This window comes from Oryzihumus sp., from assembly GCF_054325275.1.
The window spans coordinates 1-23674 of the sequence record NZ_JBTCWL010000028.1 but is presented as its reverse complement, the minus strand read 5'-3'; the positions used below and the strand labels follow the sequence as shown (position 1 = coordinate 23674).

The following is a 23674-nucleotide window of genomic DNA, read 5'->3' as shown; positions in this document are numbered from 1 at the left end:
GGCATACGCTCCGCGCATGGACGGGGGGACAGCGACGGTTGATGCCACGACAACCTCAGCCAGGACGGGCACGCTGCTGCGCGCCCTGGCGTGGCTGCTGCTGGCGGGTTGGGCGGTGACGCTCGGGCTGACGTTGTGGACCCGGCCGGGCGAGAGCACTCCGCAGCAGCTGCGCGCCGACGTCGCGGCCGGGCGGGTCGACCACTACGAGGTGGTCTACGGGACGCGGACCGGGCATGGGCCCTGGAACGTCTCGACGACCGACTTCAACCTCTCCCCGATCGGGCCAGGGATCGCCTGGTCGCTGCACGACGGCCGGCGCCGCTGGGCGAGCATCACGGGGGTGCCCGTCGACCTCAACTCCTCCCCGCCGCAGGCGCACGCCCCGCTCAACCCGGACGGCACACCGACCGGTGAGCCGCTGACCGACCCGTTGGTGGCGCCGCTGGTCGCCGCGCTGGACCGTGACGGGGCGACGTCGCCGGTGCCACAGCCGGAGCTGCTAGAGCCGCTGGTCGTCGTCGTGGGCCTCACCGGCCTGGTCATGCTGGTGACCGGGCCGCCGCCGCACCGGGGCACGAAGTGGTTCTGGTTCTGGCTCCTGGGAGTCTCGGCGGGCCTGGGCCTCGTGGCCTGGCTGGTGCTGGAGCACCTGTTACCACCACGGTCCAAGGTGACGAGGCGGCAACGCGGGCTCACCGGGTTCGCCCTCAGCTTCGTCGCCGCGAGCCTGGTCAACATCGGGCTGAGCTTCCTGGTCTAACCCCACCGAACGCACGAAATCCGTCGAATCGAGGCCGTGAACGGCCCGATTCGACGGATCTGGTGCGTTCGGTCGAGGTGCGGGAGACCTCAGCCGGCGGTGAGCTCCGCGGCGACCAGCTCGGCGATCTGCGCGGTGTTGAGCGCCGCGCCCTTGCGCAGGTTGTCGCCGCACACGAACAGGTCGATGGTGTTGGGGAAGTCCAGCGCCTGACGCAGACGACCCACCCACGTCGGGTCCGTGCCCACCACGTCGGCCGGGGTCGGCCACTCGCCGGCCTCAGGGTCGTCGAGGACGACCACGCTCGGCGCCTCGATGAGGGCCTGACGGGCGGCGTCGACGGTCAGCGGCTTCTCGAAGACCGCGTGGACCGCGAGCGAGTGGGTCGTCACGACCGGCACGCGCACGCAGGTCGCCGACACCTTCAGGTCGGGGATGCCGAGGATCTTGCGGGACTCGTTGCGGACCTTGAGCTCCTCCGAGCTCCAGCCGCCGTCCTTGAGCGAGCCTGCCCACGGCACGACGTTGAGGGCGAGCGGCGCCGGGAACGGGCTGTCGTCGCCGAGCTTGTCGGCGACCGAGGCGCGCACGTCACCCGTGTGCTGCCCGACCTCCCGGTGGCCGGCCACGACCTCGAGCTCGTCGTAGAGCCGGTCGACCCCGGGCTGCCCGGCGCCGGAGGCCGCCTGGTAGGAGGCGACGACGAGCTCCTTGAGCCCCCAGCCGGCGTGGAGCGCCCCGAGGGCGTCCATCATCGTCAGCGTCGTGCAGTTGGGGTTGCTGATGATGCCCTTGGGCCGGTTGCGGACCTGGGCGGGGTTGACCTCGGGCACGACGAGCGGCACCTCGGGGTCCATCCGGAACGCCCCGGAGTTGTCGACGGCAACCGCGCCGCGCTCGACGGCGACCGGCGCCCACTGGGCCGACACCTCGTCGGGCACGTCGAACATCGCGACGTCGACCCCGTCGAAGACCTCGGCCGTGAGCTCCTGCACGACGACGTCCTCGCCGCGGACCTGCAGCACCTTGCCGGCCGAGCGGGCCGAGGCGACGAGGCGGATCTCGCCCCAGACGTCCTGGCGCTGGGACAGGATCTGCAGCATCACCGAGCCGACGGCGCCGGTGGCGCCGACGACGGCCAGGGTGGGCTTGCGGGTGTTCATCGTCCGGTACCTCCGTAGACCACGGCCTCACCCTCGACGGAGTCGAGGCCGAACGCCGTGTGCACCGCGCGCACGGCGTCGTCGAGCTGGTCGTCGCGGGTGACGACCGAGATGCGGATCTCCGAGGTGGAGATCATCTCGATGTTGACGCCCGCGTCGGCGAGCGCCTGGAAGAACGTGGCGGACACACCCGGGTGGGAGCGCATGCCGGCACCGACGAGCGAGAGCTTGCCGATGTGGTCGTCGTACTGCAGCGACGCGAACCCGACGGACTCCTGCACCGCCTTGAGCGCCTGCACGCCATGCTGGCCGTCGGTCTTGGGCAGCGTGAAGGAGATGTCGGTGAGTCCGGTCTCCACGGCGGAGACGTTCTGCACGATCATGTCGATGTTGACGCCGGCCTTGGCGCACGCCTGGAAGATCTCGGCCGCCTTGCCCGGGTGGTCCGGCACCCCCACGACGGTGATCTTGGCCTCGCTGCGGTCGTGCGCGACGCCGGCGATGATCGGGGCTTCCACGGATACTCCTTCTTCCGGGTCGATGATCCACGTGCCCTCGCGGTAGGAGAACGAGGACCGGACGTGGATCGGCATGCCGAAGCGGCGGGCGTACTCGACGCACCGCAGGTGCAGGATCTTGGCGCCCGACGCGGCCATCTCCAGCATCTCCTCGTTGGAGAGCCGGTCGATCTTGCGGGCGGCGGGGACGATGCGCGGGTCGGCGGTGAACACGCCGTCGACGTCGGTGTAGATCTCGCAGACGTCGGCCTCGAGCGCGGCCGCCAGCGCGACCGCCGTGGTGTCCGAGCCACCGCGGCCCAGGGTGGTGATGTCCTTGCTGTCCTGGCTCACGCCCTGGAAGCCGGCGACGATGGCCACGTGCCCCTCGGCGAGGGCGTCGCGGATCCGGCCGGGCGTCACGTCGATGATCCGCGCCTTGCCGTGCGAGGAGTCGGTGATGACGCCGGCCTGCGAGCCGGTGAACGAGCGGGCCTGGTGGCCGAGGTTGGCGATCGCCATCGCGACCAAGGCCATCGAGATGCGCTCGCCCGCGGTGAGGAGCATGTCCATCTCGCGGCCGGGCGGCAGCGGGCTGACCTCCTCGGCGAGGTCGAGCAGCTCGTCGGTGGTGTCACCCATCGCGGAGACCACGACGCAGACCTCGTTGCCGGCGCGGCGGGTCTCGACGATCCGCCGCGCGACGCGCTTGATGCTCTCGGCATCAGCCAGGGACGAACCGCCATACTTCTGGACGATCAAGCTCAAAAGGAACTCCGGTTGGTCGTGCTGGCGGAGCGGCCAGTTTATCCGTCGCACCCCCGGGGATGGCCGGTGGCCGGATCGCGAGACTCCCCCGGTATGCCGTGTGGGGACCTCCTGCGGTGCGCCTGCCGCCTCAGCGCAGATCCTCCGGCGCCGACGGCAACCGGCCCCAGACTTTGCTCAGGGGTGGAGCGCGTCGAACTCGGCGTCGGCGACGGTCTCCTCGTCGGCGTCGAGCCGCACGTGCCGCAGCACGGTGTGCAGCACCCGCAGAGCGCGGGTCGCGCTGTCGCCCCAGGAGGACAGGTAGCTGAACTGCCACCACCACAGGGCCTCGGTGACCCGCCCCGCCTCGAGGTGCTGCAGGCCGTGGGCCAGGGCCGAGGCGATCTCGCTGAGGTCGTTGCTCAGCGAGCCGGTGGCGACCTCGAGGCTGACCAGGGGGTCGACGAGGTGGGCGTACTCGTCCAGGCCCTCGAACAGGTTGGCCAGCCCCTGCCGCAGCGGGTCGACGTCGGCCTCGGGGCCGGGGTCGGCCTCGAACCGGTCCTCGGGCACGACGTCGGTGATCGCGCCGAGCCGGGCGCCGGCCAGCGAGACCTGCGAGACAGCCAGCAGCAGCACCGGGATGGCGGTCTCCGGGGAGCTGCCGGAGGCGACCTCGGTGACCGCACCGAGGTAGCTGCGGGCGTCCCGGGCGGTCTCCTCGCTGAGAAGGGTGAGCTCGTCAGACATCCAGCAGCCTCCTGCCCTCGAACGCCCGGCCCAGGGTGACCTCGTCGGCGTACTCCAGGTCGCCACCCACCGGCAGGCCCGAGGCGAGCCGGGTGACCCGCAGCCCCATCGGGCGCAGCAGCCGCGCGAGGTAGGTCGCGGTGGCCTCCCCCTCGAGGTTGGGGTCGGTGGCGATGATGATCTCGGTGACCTCGCCGCTGGCGAGGCGCGTCATGAGCTCGCGGATCCGCAGGTCGTCGGGGCCGACGCCCTCGATCGGGCTGATCGCCCCGCCGAGCACGTGGTAGCGGCCACGGAACTCGCGCGTGCGCTCGATCGCCACGACGTCCTTGGGCTCCTCGACCACGCAGATCAGCGCGGCGTCGCGCCGGGGGTCGGAGCAGATGCGGCACTCCTCGGCCTGGGCGACGTTGCCGCAGGTGATGCAGAAGCGGACCTTGGCCTTGACCTCGGTCAGCGCGCTCACCAGCCGGTTGACGTCGGCCGGATCGGCCTGGAGCAGGTGGAAGGCGATGCGCTGCGCGCTCTTGGGACCCACGCCGGGCAGCCGGCCGAGCTCGTCGATCAGGTCCTGGACCACGCCTTCGTACACACCGTGAGCCTATGCCCTCGCCGTCACGCCGGGGGCACGGACACCCGGGCCTGTGCCGCCCGGTGTGCGGCGCGTCGTCAGGACGTGGGGGCGGCCGGGCGCTCGTTGTAGGTGCCGGCGAGCTCCTGGCCGGACAGCGCGTGGATCGCGGCCATGATCTCGTCGGTGACCTCACGCCGGGCCCGTCCCTGCGGGACCCCGGCGTAGCGGTCGGCGAAGGACATCGGCTCGCCGAACTTCACGGTGACCCGCACCGGCCGCGGCAGGCGCGAGCCGACCGGCTGCAGCCGCTGCGTCCCCTCCAGCGCCACCGGCACGACCGGCACCCCGGCGGTCAGCGCCAGCCAGGCCACGCCGGTGCGCCCGCGGTAGAGCCGGCCGTCACGCGAGCGGGTGCCCTCGGGGTAGATGCCGAACGCCTCGCCCTGGCGGAGCACCTCCAGTGCCGCGTCCAGGGAGTCCTGCGCCGCGCGGGTGTCGCCCCGCTCGACGGGGATCATGCCCAGCGCGTTGAACCACACCCGGCTGAGCGCCCCGCGGAGGCCGGTGCCGGTGAAGTACTCCGCCTTGGCCAGGAACACCACGCGCCGCGGCGCCGTCAGCGGGATCACGACGCTGTCGATGAAGGACAGGTGGTTGCTGGCGAGGATGACCGCGCCGCGCTTGGGGACGTTGGCCTTGCCGATGACGCGGGGCCGGTAGATGGCGCGGGCCAACGGCACGAGCACGAACCGGCTCACCGGGTAGAGCATTCGACCTCTTCTCGTCGCGGCACGGCCGACGACACGGACCTGTTGCAGCAGCAGGTTACTGGTCGAACTCCCCGATGACGGTCCCACCGAGCACGCTCTGGATCACCGGCAGGCCGACGCCGCCGATGTCGGCGATGTCCTCGTCGTCGGCGCTGGCCGCACTGTCGTCGGCCGGCTCCACCGCAGAGGTATGCCGGGTGCCCGCCTCGCGTGCCACGGCCTCCCGGGCGCGCTGCATCGGGCTGACCGTGGCCACGGGGGTGGGCTCGGGAGACGGGTCGGGCGAGGAGAACTCGGCGGCCGAGCCGCCTGCTGCCGACGGGACGCTGGCCCAGTCCGGGGGCGGCGCGCTGGTGTCCCAGCCCCCGCCGGAGTCCTCGCCGCGACCGGACGCGATGCCGGCGTCGTCGCGGGCCGACCGGGACGGGCCGGCCGGCTCGTCCCAGCCGCCCGAGCTCGACCCCTGGCTGGCCGGTGCGGCCGGCGTGGGCGTGGAGCCCGCGGGGCCGGCGGACGCCGCCGGCGAACCGCCGGAGGTGCCGGGCGCCGGGGCGCCCTCGGGGGTGGGGATGCCCTCGACGACCGCGTTGACGCCGAGCACCTCGACGAGCGCCTGGCGCACCAGCTCGGCGTGCTGGCCGCGGCGGAAGGTGTTGGCCAGGCCGACGGTGGAGATGCCGAGCAGCAGGCGCTGGCCGTCGTAGTCGAGGACCTGGGCGTGCTCGGACAGGAACGTCCACGTCGTGCGCTTGATCGAGAAGATCTTGGCGAGCACGTCCGGCCACGACCGGCGGATCGCGGCGGTGTCGACGCCGCCCGGCATGGGCATCGAGGCCACGGGGGCGGGGCCCTCGGCAGGCTGCTCCACGACCGGAGACTCGGCGGCCCGATGCTCGGCGGCCGGACGCTCCGGTGCGGAACGGTCCGGTGTGGGGCGCTCAGGGGCCGGTCGCTCGGGTGCGGGGCTCTCGGGCGCCGCGGCGGCGGGCGCCTGCTCGCGCGAGGGAGCGGGGTGCTCGGCCGCGGGCTCCGGGCGCTCGTCCGCCGGCGCGGGGGCCGCGGCGGGCGCAGGGCTGGCAGGGGCGGGGGACGGCGCGGGACGGCTGAACTGGACCGGCGGCGCCGAGGGGGCCGGCGCGCCACCCGCCCCGACGTCGAGGCGACGCTCGAGGCGGTCCAGGCGCGCGGCATACCCGCTCTCGCCGGAGGCGCCGGGCAGCAGCACGCGGGCGCAGATCAGCTCGAGCTGCAGGCGTGGCGCGGTGGCACCGCTCATCTCGGTCAGGCCGGCGTTGACGATGTCGGCAGCGCGGGTCAACGCCCCGGAGCCGAACGCGGCGGACTGCTGGCGCATCCGCTCAAGCTGGTCCTCGGGCAGGCCGCGCAGCACCGCGGACGCACCGTCGGGCACCGCCGCGACGACGATGAGGTCGCGCAGCCGCTCGAGCAGGTCCTCGACGAAGCGCCGGGGGTCGTGACCGGTCTCGATGACCTTGTCGACCTGGCGGAACACCGACCCCGCGTCGCCCACGGCGAGCGCGTCGATCGTGGCGTCGAGCAGCTCGCCCTCGGTGAAGCCGAGCAGCGCGGCGGCACCCTCGTAGGTCAGCCCCTCGGGCCCGGAGCCGGCGATGAGCTGGTCGAGCACCGACAGCGAGTCACGCACCGACCCACCACCGGCGCGGACGACGAAGGAGAGCACGCCCGGCGCGACCGCCACGCCCTCGGACTCGCACAGCTGGCCGAGGTAGTCGGTGAGCACCTGAGGCGGGACGAGGCGGAACGGGTAGTGGTGGGTGCGGGAGCGGATCGTGCCGATGACCTTCTCGGGCTCGGTCGTCGCGAAGACGAACTTCACGTGCTCCGGCGGCTCCTCGACGATCTTGAGCAGGGCGTTGAAGCCCTGCGGCGTCACCATGTGCGCCTCGTCGATGATGTAGATCTTGTAGCGGCTCTGGGCCGGCCCGTAGGAGGCGCGTTCGCGCAGGTCACGAGCGTCGTCGACACCACCGTGGCTGGCCGCGTCGATCTCGATGACGTCGACGGAGCCGGACCCGCCGCGGGCCAGCGCCACGCACGACTGGCACGTGCCGCACGGGATCGGGGTCGGCCCCTCCTCGCAGTTGAGGCAGCGGGCCAGGATGCGGGCGCTGGTCGTCTTGCCGCAGCCGCGCGGGCCGCTGAACAGGTAGGCGTGGTTGACCCGCCCCGTGCGCAGCGCCTGCATCAGGGGCTCGGTCACGTGCTCCTGGCCGATGACGTCGGCGAAGGACTCGGGCCGGTAGCGGCGGTACAGGGCGGTGGACACGAAGGAACCCTAACGGCGACGGGTGACATGCGGGCGGGGTACGTCCCCAGCCCGCGGCTTCCCGCCGGACCTGCGACGCTCCGGCGGAGGTGCCGGGGCCTCACCCGGCTCGGCGGCCATCGCCTCCATGGCCTCGATCGCCTCCTGCACGATCGCCCGCATCGCCTTCTCGGCGCGGGCCGGGTCGCCGCCCTGGATGGCGTCGCTGACCTCGGCGTGCAGGCGCAGCGCCTCGGGCTCGGGGCGCGCCGGCATGAGGTGGTGGTGCGTGCGGCCGGCGAGCACCTCGGCGACGACCTGGGTCAGGCCGGCGAACATCTCGTTGCCCGAGCCCTCGAGCACGGCGTGGTGGAACTCGATGTCGTGCCGCAGGTACTCCTCGAGGTCGCCCTTGCGCGCCGAGACCGACATGCCGATGACGGCCGCGGTGAGCCGGCCGCAGTGCTCGGGGGTGGCGTTGCGGGCCGCGAGCGCCGCGGCGACCGGCTCGACCGCGGTGCGCAGCTGGCTCAGCGAGGACAGCTGCTCCATCCGGTCGGCGCCGGCCAGGCGCCAGCGGATCATCCGGGGGTCGAAGATGTTCCACTCGGTGCGCGGCAGCACGGTGACCCCGACGCGGCGCCGGCTGGTGACGACGTGCATGGACTCGAGGACCTTGACGACCTCGCGGACCACCGTGCGCGAGACGCCGTAGCGGGCCTCGAGCTGTTCGAGCCGCAGCACCTCGCCCGGAGCGGGCTCGCCCGCGACGATGGCAGGGCCGAGGCGTGAGAGGACCCGCTCATGCAGGCCCGGCGTCGTCATGAGACCACTGTAGTCGGGATTACGTCATATCAATTCTGGGTTAAGTCTTGATTTCATGACATCAACAGCGGACAGTGGTCCGCAGCCATCAACCCCCTGGAGCACCGCATGACCCTCACCACGCCCCCGGCCCGCCGCCCGATCGCGGTCGTCATGGGTGTCTCCGGCTCGGGCAAGACCACGGTCGGCCAGGAGCTCGCGGCACGGCTGGGGGTCCCGTACGCCGACGCCGACGAGTTCCACCCGCCGGCCAACATCGCCAAGATGTCGGCCGGCGTCCCGCTCGACGACACCGACCGCGCACCGTGGCTGCGGGCCATCGCCGGCTGGCTGGCCGACCACCGGGCCACCGGCGCAGTGGTCAGCTGCTCGGCCCTCAAGCGCCGGTATCGCGACGTGCTGCGCGCGCCCGTCGGTCACCTGCCGTTCCTGCACCTGGACGGCGACCCCGGTGTGGTCGCGCAGCGGGTGGCCGGGCGCCCCGGCCACTTCATGCCGGCCTCGCTGGTCGCCTCCCAGTTCGCCGACCTCGAGCCGCTCGGGTCCGACGAGGAGGGCATGGTCGCCGACCTCGCCGCCCCCGTCGACGACGTGGTGGCGCGCTTCACGGCATACCTGTCGGACCACCCGGTCCCGGCCTGACCCACGCCACCGACCAACCCCACCGACCCACCTACCCGACCACCCACCAGGAGAAGACGTGAGCACTTCCGCCCTCGTCGCCGCAGCGGCCCCTGCCGCCAGCGACCCGCGGCTGATCGCCGCCGCCCTCATCGGCATCGGCCTCATCGTGCTGCTGATCACCAAGGTCAAGCTGCACCCCTTCCTCAGCCTGACCCTCGGGGCGGTCGCGGTCGGCGCCATCGCCGGGATGCCGCTGGCCGACACCCTCGACAGCTACGGCAAGGGCGTCGGCGCCACCGTCGCCAGCGTCGGCACCCTGATCGCGCTCGGGGCGGTGCTCGGCCGGCTGCTGGCCGACTCCGGCGGCGCCGACCAGATCGTCGACACGATCGTGGGCCGGGCCAGCACCCGCGCGCTGCCGTGGGCGATGGCGCTCGTCGGCGCGCTGATCGGCCTGCCGATGTTCTTCGAGATCGGGCTGGTCCTGCTGATCCCGGTCATCCTGCTGGTCTCCCGGCGCTCGGGCCTGCCGCTGATGCGCGTCGGCATCCCCGCCCTCGCCGGCCTGTCGGTGATGCACGGCCTCGTGCCGCCGCACCCCGGCCCGCTCGTCGCGGTCGCCGCGCTCAAGGCCGACCTCGGCATCACCCTGGGCCTCGGCGTCCTCGTCGCCATCCCGACGGTCATCATCGCCGGCCCGCTCTTCTCCCGGTATGCCGCACGCTGGGTCCCGGTCCAGGCTCCCGACCTGTTCGTGTCGCGGTCGGAGGCCGACGCCGGGCACCGCGTCAGCGACGGCCCCGGCACGCTCGCGGCCGAGGCTGCCACGCAGACCCGCCGCCCGAGCTTCGGCGCCACGCTGTTCACCGTCCTGCTGCCCGTCGTGCTCATGCTCGGCAAGGCGCTGGCCGACATCTTCCTGCCCAAGGCCGACGGCACCCGCGTGGTCCTCGACTTCCTCGGCACCCCGCTGGTCGCGCTGATGCTGGCCGTCCTCGTCGCCATGGTCACCCTCGGTCGTGGCGCCGGCCTGACCCGTGAGGGCATCGCGAAGTCGGTGGAGCAGTCGTTCCCGCCGATCGCCGGCATCCTGCTGATCGTCGCCGCCGGCGGGGGCTTCAAGCAGGTGCTCGTCGACACCGGCATCGGCGACATCATCGCCAAGGCGGTCGCCGGCAACGGCGCCTCGCCGCTGCTGCTCGCCTGGGTCGTCGCGGTGCTGATCCGGCTCGCGACCGGCTCGGCCACCGTCGCCACGATCACCGCCTCGGGCATCCTCGCCCCGGTGGCCGCCGGCCTCTCGCCGACGCACACCTCGCTGCTGGTGCTGGCGATCGGCGCCGGGTCGCTGTTCTTCAGCCACGTCAACGACGCCGGCTTCTGGCTGGTGAAGGAGTACTTCAAGGTCGACGTGGTGCAGAACGTCAAGACGTGGTCGGTCATGGAGACGCTGATCTCCGTCGTCGGCATCGTCCTGGTGCTGCTGCTCGGCCTGGTGCTGTAGGCGGGTGCCCGCCTGACGCGCGGCCCCGGACCCGTTGTGGTCCGGGGCCGTTCGCGTGTCGGCGCGTGCCGGCCCGGCACTCCTGAGACTTGTGCGGGTCAGGACACCGAAAAGCCTCAGGGCTGACCTGCTCAGGGCATGAAAGGACCCCCCGCGTACCTGGAAGAGCTCACCTGCCCTTGCTGCCTTCCGGCCCTGGGGGAGTTCAGTGAGGTACCACCACACGGGGGGTCTGCGCCCACTCTAGAGCAGGGGTCCGGCGGCGCCGAAATCGGCCACGCGGCGGGGCTGCCCGGGGCCGCCGGGGCCGATTGGGGAACTGGCCCCGGTGTCGGGTAACCTCCTCCGCGGAGGATTCGCATAGCGGCCTAGTGCGCACGATTGGAAATCGTGTTGGGATAAAACCCTCGGGGGTTCAAATCCCCCATCCTCCGCCATCGAGAACGGTCCCCGGCGCTTGCTTCGGGGACCGTTCTCGTTTGCGGAGCGCTCGGGATTTGGGAGGAGCGCAGCGACGGCTCCCCATCCTCCGCCTCAGCGACGCAGCTGCTGGCCGTCCCGCAGGCCACGGCGCAGCACCACGCCGGCAACCACGAGTGCGGGCAGCACGAGCAGGTCGCCCGGGGTCACCGCGTGGGACTCCATGAACGTCCACAGGCTCGGCTCGTGCACGGGGTCGGCCAGCAGCCACACCCCCGAGGCCGCCACGACCGTCAGGGCCACCCACAGGCTCCGACCCCGCCGCCAGGCCCACACCGTGACGGCGACGAGCAGCAGCAGCGCCGGCACGGCGAACCACAGCTGCCCCGTGTCCAGCGCCGGGTCGTGGTGCAGCTCCCCCGCCAGGACCAGACCCATTCCCACGCTCCCTCGTCCCTGCATCGACTCCCCTGCCTGCAAACCGGCGTCCACTGTGCAGGGGTTCTCGGCGCACGGGTTCCGCCAATCGGGTGAGCAAGGGGTCCCACGGCCCTCCCCCCGGGGGCCGCAAGTCCCTGTCCCGCCGCTGCCGCGCCCACGGATGCTTCAGGCATGAGCCAGACCCAGCACACCCCCGTCGTCGTGGTCGGCGTCGACGCTTCCGAGAACGGCCAGATCGCGCTGCGCTGGGCCCTCCAGCAGGCCCGCCTGACGGGTGCCGAGCTGCACGCCGTGACGGCGTGGGAGGTGTCCGCGGCCTACGGCTACGTGCCGATGTACACCGACGTCGACCTCGAGGGCGACGCCCGCAAGCAGCAGGACGTCGCCCTGGAGCAGGTGGCGCGTGAGGCCGAGGGCGTGCCAGTGGTGCGCCAGATCGTGCGCGGCCACGCCGCCGAGGCGCTGCTGGACGCGGCCCGCGACGCGGACCTGCTCGTCGTGGGCAGCCGTGGGCACGGCACGTTCGCCGGCACCCTGCTCGGGTCGGTCAGCCTGCAGTGCGTCCACCACGCCCACTGCCCGGTCGTGGTGGTCCCCCGCCGCTGAACCCGGCACGAACGGCAGCGGTCAGGACAGCAGCAGGTATGGCGGGTGCGCGGCGAGCGCGCGCCCCTCACCGACGTGGCGACCCAGGGCGAGCGCGCCGTCCAGCGCGGTGCCGAGCGCCGGCGCCAGGTCGAGCCCGAGCAGGCCGACCGCGTCGTCGAAGGCGGCGCGGACCGCCGGCAGCTCCAGCAGCCCGCCGACGGCGAACAGGGTCGCCCCACGCACCGCCGCGGCTCCGGCGGCCAGCGTGCGGGCCAGCTCGTGTCCCGCCTCGCGGCAGATCGCCGCCGCCGCCGGGTCGGTGGGCGCCAGCGCGCCGACCACGGGGGCCAGCGCCGCGAGCTCGGCCGGCGCGCTGCGGCCGGTCATCACCGCCCGCGGCCAGGTGTAGGGGTCTCCCCACAGGTCGGTGACCGTCTCGAGCAGGTCGGCCGAGCCGTCGTCGAGGCCGTCGCGGTGGCGCAGCGCGGCCTGCAGCCCCTGCAGGCCGATCCACGCACCCGAGCCCCGGTCACCCAGCACGTGGCCCCAGCCGTCGCCGCGGTGCCACACAGCGTCGAAGTCGGTGGCGAGCATGACCGCGCCGGTGCCGGCTGCCAGCACCGCGCCCGGCCGGACCTCCCCCAGCGCCCCGACGAGGCTGGCGACAGCGTCGCTGGTGACGACCACCCGCCGGGCAGCGACCGCTGACGCGACGTGCTTGAGCACCTCGCCGGGTTCCGCCAGCGTGGTCAGGCCCCGCATGGACCAGACCACCACGTCCGGCGGGGAGGTGAGCTGCGCGGCATACGAGGACAGGACGGGCAGCAGCGCGGGGACGTCGATGCCGCCCTCGCCGATGTGCGCCCCGTCGGCGAGCACCGTTGCGCCGCGGGCAGATCCGTTGGCCCAGGCGACACGCATGCCGGAGCCGCCGACGTCGACGCCGAGGACGACGGTCACGGGGTCACTTGCTCATGCCGGCGGTGAGCCCGGCGACGATCTGCTTGGTGGCGACGAGGAAGAGCAGGATCAGCGGCACGGTCGCGATGACCAGCCCGGCGAACAGCGCCGACCAGTTGGTGGAGTACTCGCCGAAGAAGCTGGTGAGGCCGACCGGCACGGTGTACTTCTCCCGGGAGCGCAGCAGCACCAGCGGGAAGAGGAAGTCGTTCCAGATCGGCACGAAGCGGAAGACGACAACGGTCGCCACGGCCGGCTTGACCAGCGGCACCATGATCCGCACGAACGTCTGCCACGTGTTCGCGCCGTCGATGGTCGCGGCCTCCTCCAGCTCCGGCGGCAGCTGGCGGAAGAACGTGGTGAGCACGAAGACCGAGAACGGCACCCCGGCCGCGGCGTAGACCAGCATCAGCCCGAAGCGGGAGTCGACCAGGCGCATGCCGTCGAGCAGGTAGAACACCGGCAGGATCGCCAGGTGGATCGGCAGCATCAGCCCGCTGACGAACACCGACTCAAGCACCGAGAAGATCCGCGATCGGGTCCGGGCCAGGGCGTAGGCGGCCATCGTCGAGACCGCGGTGGACAGCACCACCGCACCGACCGTGACGAGAAGCGAGTTGAGGAAGTAGTCGCCGAAGTGCCCTTCGGTCCAGGCGACCTTGTAGCTGTCGACCGACGGCGGCCACGGCATCGACAGCGGCTTGTTGTAGAGGTCGGCGGTGGTGCGGAAGGAGTTGAGCACCATCAGGACCAGCGGCACCAGCGCGCCGACGGCGTAGGCCCACAGCGCGACACTGCCGACCAGGCCACCCACCGGGCGCGGCTTGCGCCCGCGCGGCGACGGGCCCGGTATGCCGGTGGGCCGGCTCGCGCGGTCGGTGCCGGGTGCGAGGGTGGTGGTCATCCGGCGATCCGCTCCTCGGTGCGACGCAGCACCCGCGTCGCGATGACGGCCCCGCCGAAGATGACGAGGAACAGCAGCGTGGCCATCGCCGAGGACACCCCGATCGCGTTGGTCGAGCCGTTCTCGAAGGCCGTGCGGTAGAACAGCAGCGACATGAAGTCCGTTGCGCCGGCAGGGTTTCCGGTCGACCCGCCGAGGGCGTAAGGCAGCGCGAACGCCTCCATCGCGAAGATGAACGTCAGCACGCTGACCGTGCCGATCGCCGGGACCAGCAGGGGGAAGACGATCGAGCGGAACGTCTGCCAGTGGCTGGCGCCGTCGACCCGCGCGGCCTCGGACAGCTCCTCGGGCACGCCGCCGAGGGCCGCGCCGTAGAGCAGGACGGGGAAGCCGACCCACTGCCAGGCACTGACCAGGATGACGACCCACATGGCCGTGCCGGGGTCACCCAGCCACGGGACCGCGAGGCTGCTCAGGCCGACCTGCCGGAGCAGGGCGTTGACCGGGCCGAACGTCGGCGACAGCAGCAGCGTCCACAGGTAGCCGATGACGATCGGGCTGACCAGGTAGGGCATCGCGTAGAGCGTCTGCAGCGCCCGCCGGGTCCGTGGCCGGCGGTGCAGCAGGACGGCGATGCCCAGCCCGAGGGTGTTCTGCACGACCATCGTGCCGGCGAAGAACGCCAGGTTGTGGCCGAAGGCCCGCGGCAGCTGGCTCCTGAACGGCTCCTGCGTGAAGAGCGCGTGGAAGTTGTCCAGTCCCGCGAAGCCCCCGCGCGCCGTGCCCTGCCACGAGAAGAACGCGTAGCTGAGGGCGGACGCCATCGGGTAGAGCACGAAGATCCCGAAGAGGATCAGCGCGGGGGCGACGAAGAACAGGCCGCTGCGGCGGGTCATGCGCTCACTCTCAGGCCTGGGGCTTGAACCACTGGGAGACGCCGGTCTGCAGGTCCTTGCTGACCGCGGGGGCGTCCTTCTTGCCGAGCAGCAGCTCCTGGATGCCGGTGCCGAGCAGGTCGGTGCCGGTGGGGGTCCCGTAGCGGAAGTCGGTCAGCAGCAGGTACGGCGAAGGGTTCTTGGCGTAGGCGTCGGCCATCTGCTTGAGCAGCGGGTCGTTGTAGGTCACGCCGGGCACGGCGGAGAGCTGCTTGACCTTGTCGGCGACGAGCTGGCCGAACTCCTTGGTCGACATCCACTTGACCAGGTCGAGGCTGGCCTTCTGGGCGTCCGACTTCGCCGAGACACCGAAGGAGCCGTCGGCGTAGCCGGGCGTGCTCGGGGTGGACTCGGCCGGGCCGGGCACCTGGAAGACGCCGAGCTTCAGGCCCGGGTTCTGCTTCTGGAAGAAGCCGAGCTCGAAGGAGCCACCGGGGAACATCGCGGCCTTGCCGGAGCTGAACAGGACCTGGGCGTCGGTGTAGGCCACGCCGACCGCGCTGTCCGGCAGGTAGGGCTTGAGGTCGCTGATCGCCTTGACCGAGGCCACCCAGGCCGGGTCGGCGAAGGTCTTCTGCCCGGACATCACGGCCTTCTCGAAGCTCGCGCCGCCGAAAGTCGAGGCACCGACGACCTCCTGCACGATCGGCAGGGTCCAGGAGTCCTTGGCGCCGACCGCCATCGGCGTGACGCCCTGCTCCTTCAGCCGGGCGTTGAGCGCGATGAACTCGGCCCACGTGGTCGGCGGCTTCACGCCGACCTGGGTGAAGAGGTCCTTGTTGTAGAACATCTGCAGCGTCTGCTTGGCCAGCGGCACGGCATAGGTCTTGCCGTCCTTGCCCTGCGCGCTCTTGACGACGTTGGCGTCCCAGCCGGACAGGTCGACCTTGCCGTCCAGCGGCACCAGGCTGCCGGCGGCGACGGTCGGCTGGAGCTGGCCGTAGGAGCGGACCTGGGCGACGTCGGGGCCGCTGGAGCCGGCGAGGCCGGTGGTGAGGATCTGGTTGTACTCGGTGTTCTTGAACGCCTTGAAGTCGACCTTCACCCCGGGGTGGGCCTTCTCGTAGACGGCGAAGATGTCGTTGTACGCCGCGACGTCCTCGGTCCGCCACGACCACACCGAGATCGTGGTGTCGCCGCCGGAGCCCGAGCCGCTGGTCGACGAGCTCGAGGGCGCGCACGCCGAGAGCGCCAGCGCGCCCGCAACCATCGCGACCGCGGCCCAGCCACGTCGGTTCGTCATTGCCATTGCCCTGTCTCCTGTTCGTGTGCCTGCGCAGTGTGCTGGACGGCCCGCAAGGCTGCGGCAACCGACCCGTGGTGTGTCTCGATCGCCTCGCGTGCCCCGTCGACCGGTATGCCGGCCAGCAGGCTCACGAGCGCGGGCTTGAGCTCGCCCTCGGCCGCCACGAGGGCGGACCGGGCGGAGGCCTCGTCGGCGCCGCTGGCCTCGCACAGGATGCGGACCACCCGCCCGCGGAGCTTGGCGTTGGTGGCGACGACGTCGACCATGAGGTTGGACCAGGTGCGGCCGAGGCGGACCATGACGGCGGTCGAGAAGCTGTTGAGCACCAGCTTCTGGGCGGTGCCGGCCTTGAGCCGGGTGGAGCCGGTGATGACCTCGGGGCCGGTGTCGGGGGCCAGCAGGTGGTCGGCCAGCCCGCCCAGCTCGGCGTGGGGGTGGGCGGTCACCAGCACGGTGAGCGCACCGCGGGCGCGGGCCGCCTCGAGCGCTCCCCCGACGAACGGGGTGCGGCCGGAGGCGGTCAGGCCGACCGCGACGTCGCCGGGGGTCAGCGCGGACGCCTCCCGGGCGCCGAGCGCGGCGTCGTCCTCGACGTTCTCCACCGCGCGCAGCAGGGCCTCCTGGCCGCCGGCGTGGTGGGCGACGAAGAGGCCCTCGGGAGCGTTGAACGTGGGCAGCAGCTCGGCTGCGTCGAGGACGGCCAGGCGGCCGGAGGTGCCGGCGCCGAAGTAGTGCACCGAGCCGCCGGAGCGGAGCCGGGCGACGGTCCCGTCGACGGCGCGGGCCAGCTCGGGCAGGACGTCGGCCACGGCCGGGGCCACGCGGGCGTCCTCGGCGTTGATCGTGCGCAGCAGCTCCAGCGTGCTCATCGCGTCGATCGCGTGCGTGCCCGGGTGACGCTCCTCGGTCGGAGCCGTCACCGAGACCTCGGGAGCTCCGGCCACCGCGTCGTTGATCACGACCCGGAGGTTACTTTCTCACCAATCACCCGTCAATGATGTCAATGACTTTCGAGATGGTGGCCCGAGACGGCGCTGCGGGTGGACCGCACGGCCTGCAGCGCGTCGGGCAGGTTCCGCTGCGCCACGGCGATGTAGAGGCAGTCCACGACGGTCAGCGCGGCGATCCGGCTGGCGGTGGCGCCCGAGCGCAGCGAGGTCTCGCGGGCCGCGGTGGTCAGGACGAGATCGGCGGCCCGGGCCAGCGGGGAGTACGGGAAGTTGGTGATGGCCACGGTCGTCGCACCGCGGGACTTGGCCAGCTCCAGGGCCTCCAGGGTCTCGCGGGTCGTGCCGCTGTGCGAGACGCCCACTGCGACGTCGCCCTTCTGCAGCAGGGCCGCGCTGGTCAGGGCGATGTGCGGGTCGCTCCAGGCGAACGTCACCACGCCGATGCGGTGCAGCTTCTGCTGGAGGTCGGCGGCCACGACCGCGCTGGCCCCCGAGCCGCACACGTCCACCCGGCGGGCCGCGGCGATGCACCGGGCGGCCTCGGTCAGGGTCGCGCGGTCGAGCTGGTCGGCGGTCTCCTCCACCGCGCTGGCGTCGGCGAAGGCGATCTTGCGGATGACGTCGTCGACGGAGTCCTCGGCGCTGATGTCGCTCTTGGGCGCCGAGACGGTGCGCGGCTGGGCCGACTCCTCGGCCAGGGCCAGGCGCAGCTGCGGGTAGCCGGGCAGCCCCAGCCGCTTGCAGAACCGCAGGACGGTGGTCTCCGACGTCTCGGCGGCGGCCGCCAGCTCGCTGATCGTCAGCGCGGCAGCGGCACGGGCGTCGGCCAGGACCCGTTCGGCGACACGGTCCTCCGCGGGGGACAGGGTCGGCCGCACGGCGCGCAGGCGCACCAGCAACGACGTCGCCCCGGTCGGGGAGGCCACGGGCTGGGGGTCCGATGTGGAGGTCACGACTCGACCCTACGACCTACCGGCTCACCACGGACCAGCCTTGCGCAACAAGGGCATCGGGCTGGCGCTCGGAGTCCAGCAGCACCCCCCGGCCGCCCACGACCCGGACCCCGTCGACGAAGACCCCGCGACCGGCATACAGGGCATCGGTGGCGTAGCGCCACCGCAACTGGACCGGTCCGGCCGGCACCTCGGCGGCCGCCTGCACCCACCGTCGGGTGCCGCTGGTGGCGACCGTGCCGTCGGTGCTGTGGAGCTCGCCGCGGTCCCGGACGGTGAACGGCAGCGACGTCCACGTCTGCCCGCCGTCGGTGCTGGACTCCAGGGTCAGCGGGTCGCTCTCCTCGGTGTCGACGAAGAGGTCGAAGGACAGCCGGGAGGGGTCGGCGTCGGCCAGGACCGGCGTGGTCAGCGTCGCCGTCGTGGCGTCGGCCGTGCCGCTCCACCACTCGGTCCGCCCGTGCCGGGGCTCAACGCCCAGCGAGAGCGCCAGGCCCTGCGCGATCTCCCGGCGCGCCGGGTTGTTGCTGCCCCAGCCGCGGCTCGGGTGGACCCGGTTGGTCAGCAGGATCGCGAACGAGCGCGACATGAAGTCGATGACGATCGACGTGCCGGTGAAGCCGGTGTGCCCGGCGGTGGTCGGGCTGGACAGGCCGGACATGTACCAGCGCTGGTCGAGCTCGAAGCCCAGGCCGTGCGAGTCACCGGGGAAGGCCTGGTTCATGTTGGTGATCATCTGGCGCACGCTGTCCCCGCTCAGGACGCGGTGGCCGCGGTAGGTGCCGCCGTTGAGCAGCGCCTGGGCGAGGACGGCCAGGTCGTGCGCGGTGGAGAACACCCCGGCGTGGCCGGCGACGCCGCCGAGGGACCAGGCGTTCTCGTCGTGGACCTCGCCCTGCACCATCCCCCGCGGCGGGCTGGCCTCGAACTCGGTGGCCGCGGCGCGTTGCTTGTCCAGCGGGTTGTAGCCGGTGTCGCTCATGCCCAGCGGTCCGGTGACCCGCTCGCGCAGCACCTGGTCCAGTCCCTGGCCGGTCTGCTGCTCGACGAGGACGCCCAGCGTGATGAGGTTGAGGTCCGAGTAGAGGTAGGTCGTGCCGGGCGCGTGGGACGGCTTGGCGTCCATCACCATCTGGATCCGGGAGGCCTTGTCGGGGCGGGCGCTCCACAGCGGCAGCCAGGCCGGCAGGCCCGAGGTGTGCGTCAGCAGCTGGCGCACCGTGATGGCGTCCTTGCCGTTGGCGGCGAACGCCGGCAGGTAGGTCGCGACCGGGGCGTCGAGGTCGATCGCGCCGCGCTCGACCTGCTGCATCACCATGATCGAGGTGAACAGCTTGGACACCGAGGCCAGGTCGAAGAGGGTGTCCTCGCGCATCGGCTGCCACTGGTCGCGCGGCAGCTCGGTGCCCTGCGCGTCGGCGTAGCGCAGCGCCCAGCCGCTCGCCTCGCTGCGCACGACGGCCCCGTCGTGGCCCACGAGGGCGACCGCGCCGGCATACAGCGGGTGGGTGGAGCCGCTCGGCTCCTCCCACCCCCGGATCCGGGCGAAGCTGGCGTCGAGGGGTGCGGGGTCCATGCCGAGCTGCTCCGGGGTGCGCTGCCGCAGCACCGTGCCGGCGGGCGCGAACCCGGTGAAGGGCGCGTCGAACCGGCCGCTGCGGCGGGCGTCGTCGTGGGCGTGCGCGCTCGCGGCGGTGGAGGCGGTCGCGGGGGTGCTGGCCATCAGCGAGCAGCCAACCACGAGGGCGAGCAGGCCGGCGCCGAGGGTGCGTCGCGGGGTCATCGCCGGCTCACGCCCCGGGGTAGAGCAGGTAGGGCCTGCGGGCGCGCTCGAACGCGCTGAGCTCCTGCGCCCAGGCCCCGGTCACGTCGTCGGCGGTGGCGCCCGCGCTGACCATGTCACGCAGGCGGGTCGAGCCGGTGACCTTGTCGATCCAGTAGGGCCGCGCCAGGTCGTAGCTGTCGTAGCGCCACCCGAACTGGGGGTAGAGGGCCTTGGCCGCGACGAGCATCTCGACGCCGACCCGCAGCGGGTCGAACCGGCGCGGGTCGGTGACCTCGACCTGCACCCCGCCGCAGACGGTGTTGACGAACTTGTTGAAGGTCGGGGTGAAGTAGGCCTCGCGGAAGGCGGTGCCGGGCAGGTCCAGTGCACTGAGCCGCTCGGCCCAGCGGTAGTCGACCCACGGCGCCCCGATGAGCTCGAACGGGCGGGTCGTGCCCCGCCCCTCGGACAGGAGGGTGCCTTCGAACATGCCCATGCCCGGGTAGACCAGGGCGGTGTCGGGCGTGGGCATGTTGGGGCTGGGCATGACCCACGGCAGCCCGGTGCCGGCATACGGCAGGTCCCGACGCCAGCCGCGGACGGCGACGACGGTGAGCTCCGCGAGGCGACCCCCTGCGTCCCCCTCGAGGAACTCGCCGTCGAAGAAGCGGGCCAGCTCGCCGACGGACATGCCGTGCGCCTGGACGATCTCCTTCAGTCCCACGCCGCTGGTCCAAGGGGGCGTCATCATCGGGCCGCGGGCGGTGCCGCCGACCGGGTTGGGCCGGTCGAGGACGACGAAGCGTGCCCCGGTCGCGACAGCGGCGCGCATGGCCGTGTACATGGTCCAGATGTAGGTGTAGAAGCGGGCGCCGACGTCCTGGATGTCGAAGACGACGGTCTCGACCCGGGCGGTGCGGAACATCCCGGCGAGCTTGTCGGCGGAGGCGCCGTAGGTGTCGTAGACGGTGACCCCGGTGCGCAGGTCGGTGCTCGTGCCCTCGCTCGAGCCGGCCTGGGCCGTGCCGCGGAAGCCGTGCTCCGGGCCGAACACCGCGACCACGTTGACCGCGCCGGAGCCGACCATCTCGTCGACGATGCTGCGGCGGTCGCGCAGGATCCCGGTCGGGTTGGTGATGATGCCGACCCGTTGACCGCGCAGCTCCGACCAGCCGTCGCGGGCCTGTCGCTCGGCACCGGTGGTGACCGTGCCGTGGCCGAGGCCTGTGCGCCCGTGGTCGTCAGGCTCGTCGATGCCGGTGTCGCTGCGCGTGTCACCGGCGGCGCGCGCCGAGGCGGCGGACAGGGGCATTGCGGCCAGGCCGAGCCCGGCGGCGCCGAGCAGCCGGCGGCGGTTGATCTCGCTCATGGTGGAGACGTCCTCGAGGTCGGTGGGTCGTCAGTAGGTGAGGCCGTGGCCGAAGGGGTAGAGGACCGACTGCGGGTCGCCCTTGGCCGGGATGTCGACGGGGAGCTTGCCGCTCGGCGCGACCTCGCCGGTGATGAGCCGCACCGCGGACTCGATCGCCACAGGGCTGTAGGAGTAGGTCGCCAGGTAGGTCTTGACGCCCGGCAGGTAGGCGATGTCGTAGGGGTCGCGGACCGCGACGACGATGACCGGCTTGCCGGTGGCGAGCAGCTGCTGGACGAGCCGCTGCTGACCGGCCTTGGGGTCGGTGACCGTGGTGTCCCAGGCCTTCATCGTGGTGACGACGACGGCGTCCTTGTCGGCCGCCGCGGCCACCGCGGAGGCGATCGCCGCGTCGCTGGGCGCACTGCCGGTCTGGACGGTCTGGGGCGTGGCGCCGCGCCGGGCGAGCCCGTCGGCGAGGGTCTGCGTGGTGCCCACCCCGTAGCCGGTGACGAGCACCTTCTTGCCGCCCGCCGCATACGGCAGGGTCTTGTCGTCGTTGGCGACCAGCGTGCCGGTGCGGTCGGTGACGGCGTCGGCGGCCGCGAGGTGCGCGGGGGTGCCGACGACGCCGGAGACCTTGGCGGGGTCGGTCCAGGAGTGGGTGATGACGCCGCGCTTCCACTTCAGCGTGAGGATCCGGCCGACGCTCTCGTCGAGCCGCTTCTGGCTGATCCGGCCGGAGCGCACCGCGCCCAGGACCGCGTTGTAGGCGTCGTCCATCGCCGGGGCCATCAGCAGCTGGTCGGCGCCGGCGAGGATCGCCCGGACCGCCACCTCGGCGTCGCCGTACTTGTCCCGAACCCCTTGCATGGCAAGGGAGTCCGTCGTGATGACGCCGTTGAAGTGGAGCTGGTCGCGCAGGATGCCGGTGAGGATCGGCTTGCTCAGCGTGGCCGGGTCACCCGAGGGGTCCAGCGCCGGCACGAGCAGGTGCGCGGTCATGATCTCGTCGACCCCGGCCTTGATCGCGGCCTGGAACGGCGGGGCGTCGATCGTCTCCCACTGCTGGCGCGTGTGGGTGATGACCGGCAGGCCGGTGTGGCTGTCGGTGGCGGTGTCACCGTGGCCGGGAAAGTGCTTGGCCGTGGCCGAGATCCGCCCGTCCTCCTGGTAGCCCTTCACCTGCGCGGTGACCATCTGGGAGACGAGGTCGGTGTGCGAGGAGAACGAGCGCGTGCCGATCACCGGGTTGAGCGGGTTGACGTTGACGTCGGCGTCCGGGGCGTAGTCGGTGGTGATGCCCATGGCCTTGAGCTCCTGGCCGGTGATCGCGGCGGCGGTGCGCGCGTCGTCGGTGGAGCGCCCGGCGCCGAGCGCCATGGACCCCGGGAACTGCGTGGCCGGCGGGCCGATGCGCGTGACGACACCCTGCTCCTGGTCGGTGCCGATGAGCAGCGGGATGTGGGCGCCGCTCTCGCGCGCCGCCTGCTGGAGCCCGTTGGACAGGCCGGTGATCTGCTGCGGGTCCTTCACGCTGTCGGTCCACGCGAAGTAGATGACGCCGCCGAGGTGGTACTTCTTCACGACCTCGGCCGGGCTGGCCACGCCGTAGAGCGGGATGTTGCGGGAGTCGGGCGTGGTCGCGTCGGAGCCGTAGACGTTCTGGACGAAGAGCTGACCGACCTTCTCCTCCAACGACATCCGACTCAGGGCCTGCTGCAGGGGACCGTGGGGGCCATGCTCCTCATGGGCCTGGGCGGGAGCCACGGAGGTGGCCGCGAGGGCGAGGCCGAGACCGCCGGCAAGCGCCGCGGAGACGAGCCGTCGGGACGGGAAGGACTGCGGCATGACGCCTCCGGGATGTCAACGATTCACGCATCGTGCGTTCGCTGCGGAAGTTACTCACGTCACAGAATCGGGGTCAACGGTCGGCGGCCAGCCCTGACCAACCCTTTACCTCACCATCCCTGCGACCTCCCGGTATGCCGCGGCCGTCACCGGCATGCCACCCCTCCGGCATGCCGCCCCGCACCAGGGCAGCCTTCGCTCGCACGGTGAATACCAGCCGGGGCCTGTCGGTGGTCGAATGTATGTTCGAACCATGCACCAGGGGGATCATCGTCAGGGGCCCGCGGCCAGCGGGTCCGGTGGCGTGCCCGCTTCGGGGTCGGGTGGTGGTGCGGCGGTGGGGTTCGCGGACCGGTTGGCGGTGGTGGACGCGGCGCGGGAGTCCTTGGTCGGGATCGAGCAGGTGCTGCACCAGTGCCAGGGGCCGGACCTGGGTCCGGCGATGGGTCTGCTGGATGCGCTGGCCTGCCGGGTCGAGGCGGCCAAGGTGGCGGTGCCCGGCGAGGCGTTGGAGCGGGGCGAGGTGGCCTCGTCGTGTGCGACGGCGGCGGGGTGGGTGCTGGAGTGGGCGCCGTCCTACCGGGCCGGTGGGGCCGGTGACCTGGTCAAGGTCGCCCAGGCCTGCATCGGGCGCCCGGTCGGGGCGGGCGCGGCGCACGTGCTGGACCACGGGTCGGTGCAGCGGCTGCGCTCGTGCGTGCTGGACGGCCGGGTCGGGGTGCGCTGCGCCGCGGTGGCGTTGGCGGAGATGGCCAAGCTGGGGCCGCGGCTGACGCCGGCGGCGCTGCCCACGGTGTGGGACG

Annotated in this window: 21 protein-coding genes, 1 tRNA gene, 1 other RNA gene and 1 pseudogene; 6 read left to right on the top strand and 18 right to left on the bottom strand. The window is 72.5% G+C overall.

Translation table 11 applies throughout. The features are described 5' to 3' along the window. The first annotated feature begins 16 nt into the window (after window positions 1-16). Window positions 17-763 carry a hypothetical protein gene (locus ACXVGS_RS09300; protein WP_458533200.1) on the top strand — a complete coding sequence of 249 codons (747 nt, stop codon included), beginning with the start codon at window positions 17-19 and terminating at the stop codon, window positions 761-763. A gap of 89 nt (window positions 764-852) precedes the next feature. Here the strand turns inward: ACXVGS_RS09300 and ACXVGS_RS09295 are convergent, their stop codons facing one another. The 7 genes from ACXVGS_RS09295 to ACXVGS_RS09265 form a co-directional block, all read right to left on the bottom strand. Beyond that, the gene (locus ACXVGS_RS09295) at window positions 853-1926 is read right to left on the bottom strand and encodes an aspartate-semialdehyde dehydrogenase (protein ID WP_141790382.1); all 1074 of its coding nucleotides are present in this window, start codon (window positions 1924-1926) and stop codon (window positions 853-855) included. Beyond that, a complete protein-coding gene (locus ACXVGS_RS09290) occupies window positions 1923-3191 on the bottom strand; it encodes an aspartate kinase (protein WP_458530031.1) in 1269 nt (422 codons plus the stop codon). Before ACXVGS_RS09290 ends, ACXVGS_RS09295 begins: the two co-directional genes overlap by 4 nt. Window positions 3192-3368: 177 nt before the next feature. Beyond that, window positions 3369-3923 (bottom strand): DUF5063 domain-containing protein, encoded by a 555-nt coding sequence (locus ACXVGS_RS09285; protein ID WP_458531714.1) that lies wholly within the window; start codon window positions 3921-3923, stop codon window positions 3369-3371. Continuing rightward, on the bottom strand, window positions 3916-4515 hold the full coding sequence (gene recR / locus ACXVGS_RS09280; protein ID WP_458533201.1) for a recombination mediator RecR: 600 nt from the start codon (window positions 4513-4515) through the stop codon (window positions 3916-3918). Before recR ends, ACXVGS_RS09285 begins: the two co-directional genes overlap by 8 nt. Window positions 4516-4592: 77 nt before the next feature. Next, window positions 4593-5267: a lysophospholipid acyltransferase family protein gene (locus ACXVGS_RS09275; protein ID WP_458530028.1), complete on the bottom strand. Its 675-nt coding sequence runs from the start codon at window positions 5265-5267 to the stop codon at window positions 4593-4595. Window positions 5268-5322: 55 nt separating this feature from the next. After that, entirely contained in the window at window positions 5323-7575 is a 2253-nt protein-coding gene (locus tag ACXVGS_RS09270; protein ID WP_458536868.1) for a DNA polymerase III subunit gamma and tau, read from the bottom strand. A 9-nt stretch (window positions 7576-7584) separates the two neighbouring features. Then, window positions 7585-8379: a FadR/GntR family transcriptional regulator gene (locus ACXVGS_RS09265; protein WP_458530609.1), complete on the bottom strand. Its 795-nt coding sequence runs from the start codon at window positions 8377-8379 to the stop codon at window positions 7585-7587. Window positions 8380-8487: 108 nt separating this feature from the next. On the opposite strand from ACXVGS_RS09265, the gene ACXVGS_RS09260 reads away from it, so the two are divergent. Both ACXVGS_RS09260 and ACXVGS_RS09255 read left to right on the top strand, forming a co-directional pair. Next, window positions 8488-9021, top strand: a complete 534-nt coding sequence (locus tag ACXVGS_RS09260) for a gluconokinase (RefSeq protein WP_458530608.1) — start codon at window positions 8488-8490, stop codon at window positions 9019-9021. A 58-nt stretch (window positions 9022-9079) separates the two neighbouring features. Continuing rightward, window positions 9080-10507 carry a GntP family permease gene (locus ACXVGS_RS09255; RefSeq protein WP_458530607.1) on the top strand — a complete coding sequence of 476 codons (1428 nt, stop codon included), beginning with the start codon at window positions 9080-9082 and terminating at the stop codon, window positions 10505-10507. 139 nt (window positions 10508-10646) lie between these two features. Here the strand turns inward: ACXVGS_RS09255 and ffs are convergent. Then, window positions 10647-10743: signal recognition particle sRNA small type (gene ffs, locus ACXVGS_RS09250), an RNA gene on the bottom strand. Window positions 10744-10856: 113 nt separating this feature from the next. On the opposite strand from ffs, the gene ACXVGS_RS09245 reads away from it, so the two are divergent. Then, a tRNA-Ser gene (locus ACXVGS_RS09245) sits at window positions 10857-10944 on the top strand. 97 nt (window positions 10945-11041) lie between these two features. On the opposite strand, the gene ACXVGS_RS09240 is transcribed toward ACXVGS_RS09245, so the two are convergent. Next, window positions 11042-11365 carry a hypothetical protein gene (locus ACXVGS_RS09240; RefSeq protein ID WP_458530606.1) on the bottom strand — a complete coding sequence of 108 codons (324 nt, stop codon included), beginning with the start codon at window positions 11363-11365 and terminating at the stop codon, window positions 11042-11044. Window positions 11366-11539: 174 nt separating this feature from the next. Here ACXVGS_RS09240 and ACXVGS_RS09235 point away from each other — a divergent pair, with 174 nt between their 5' ends. Then, entirely contained in the window at window positions 11540-11974 is a 435-nt protein-coding gene (locus tag ACXVGS_RS09235) for a universal stress protein (RefSeq protein WP_458530605.1), read from the top strand. A gap of 21 nt (window positions 11975-11995) precedes the next feature. Here the strand turns inward: ACXVGS_RS09235 and ACXVGS_RS09230 are convergent, their stop codons facing one another. Genes ACXVGS_RS09230 through ACXVGS_RS09190 form a run of 9 tightly spaced genes read right to left on the bottom strand, consistent with a single transcriptional unit; the run spans window position 11996 to window position 22871 of the window. After that, window positions 11996-12916 carry a BadF/BadG/BcrA/BcrD ATPase family protein gene (locus tag ACXVGS_RS09230; RefSeq protein WP_458536867.1) on the bottom strand — a complete coding sequence of 307 codons (921 nt, stop codon included), beginning with the start codon at window positions 12914-12916 and terminating at the stop codon, window positions 11996-11998. Between the two features lie 4 nt (window positions 12917-12920). Continuing rightward, complete coding sequence (locus ACXVGS_RS09225) at window positions 12921-13820, bottom strand: carbohydrate ABC transporter permease (RefSeq protein ID WP_458530603.1); 900 nt, start codon at window positions 13818-13820, stop codon at window positions 12921-12923. After that, window positions 13817-14716, bottom strand: a complete 900-nt coding sequence (locus ACXVGS_RS09220) for a carbohydrate ABC transporter permease (protein WP_458530602.1) — start codon at window positions 14714-14716, stop codon at window positions 13817-13819. The genes ACXVGS_RS09225 and ACXVGS_RS09220 overlap by 4 nt, the downstream gene beginning before the upstream one ends. Window positions 14717-14726: 10 nt before the next feature. Continuing rightward, window positions 14727-15998: an extracellular solute-binding protein gene (locus ACXVGS_RS09215; protein WP_458531711.1), complete on the bottom strand. Its 1272-nt coding sequence runs from the start codon at window positions 15996-15998 to the stop codon at window positions 14727-14729. After that, window positions 15995-16960, bottom strand: coding sequence for an N-acetylmuramic acid 6-phosphate etherase (locus tag ACXVGS_RS09210; RefSeq protein ID WP_458530600.1), 966 nt, complete (start codon window positions 16958-16960; stop codon window positions 15995-15997). Before ACXVGS_RS09210 ends, ACXVGS_RS09215 begins: the two co-directional genes overlap by 4 nt. A 41-nt stretch (window positions 16961-17001) precedes the next feature. Beyond that, a complete protein-coding gene (locus tag ACXVGS_RS09205) occupies window positions 17002-17904 on the bottom strand; it encodes a MurR/RpiR family transcriptional regulator (protein ID WP_458530599.1) in 903 nt (300 codons plus the stop codon). 16 nt (window positions 17905-17920) lie between these two features. Next, window positions 17921-19687, bottom strand: coding sequence for a serine hydrolase (locus ACXVGS_RS09200; RefSeq protein WP_458536866.1), 1767 nt, complete (start codon window positions 19685-19687; stop codon window positions 17921-17923). Window positions 19688-19694: 7 nt separating this feature from the next. After that, window positions 19695-21038 (bottom strand): exo-beta-N-acetylmuramidase NamZ family protein, encoded by a 1344-nt coding sequence (locus ACXVGS_RS09195; protein WP_458536865.1) that lies wholly within the window; start codon window positions 21036-21038, stop codon window positions 19695-19697. 30 nt (window positions 21039-21068) lie between these two features. Further along, a complete protein-coding gene (locus ACXVGS_RS09190; RefSeq protein WP_458536864.1) occupies window positions 21069-22871 on the bottom strand; it encodes a glycoside hydrolase family 3 protein in 1803 nt (600 codons plus the stop codon). Window positions 22872-23208: 337 nt separating this feature from the next. On the opposite strand from ACXVGS_RS09190, the pseudogene ACXVGS_RS09185 reads away from it, so the two are divergent. Then, window positions 23209-23674: pseudogene (locus ACXVGS_RS09185) on the top strand (hypothetical protein); the annotation flags it as partial.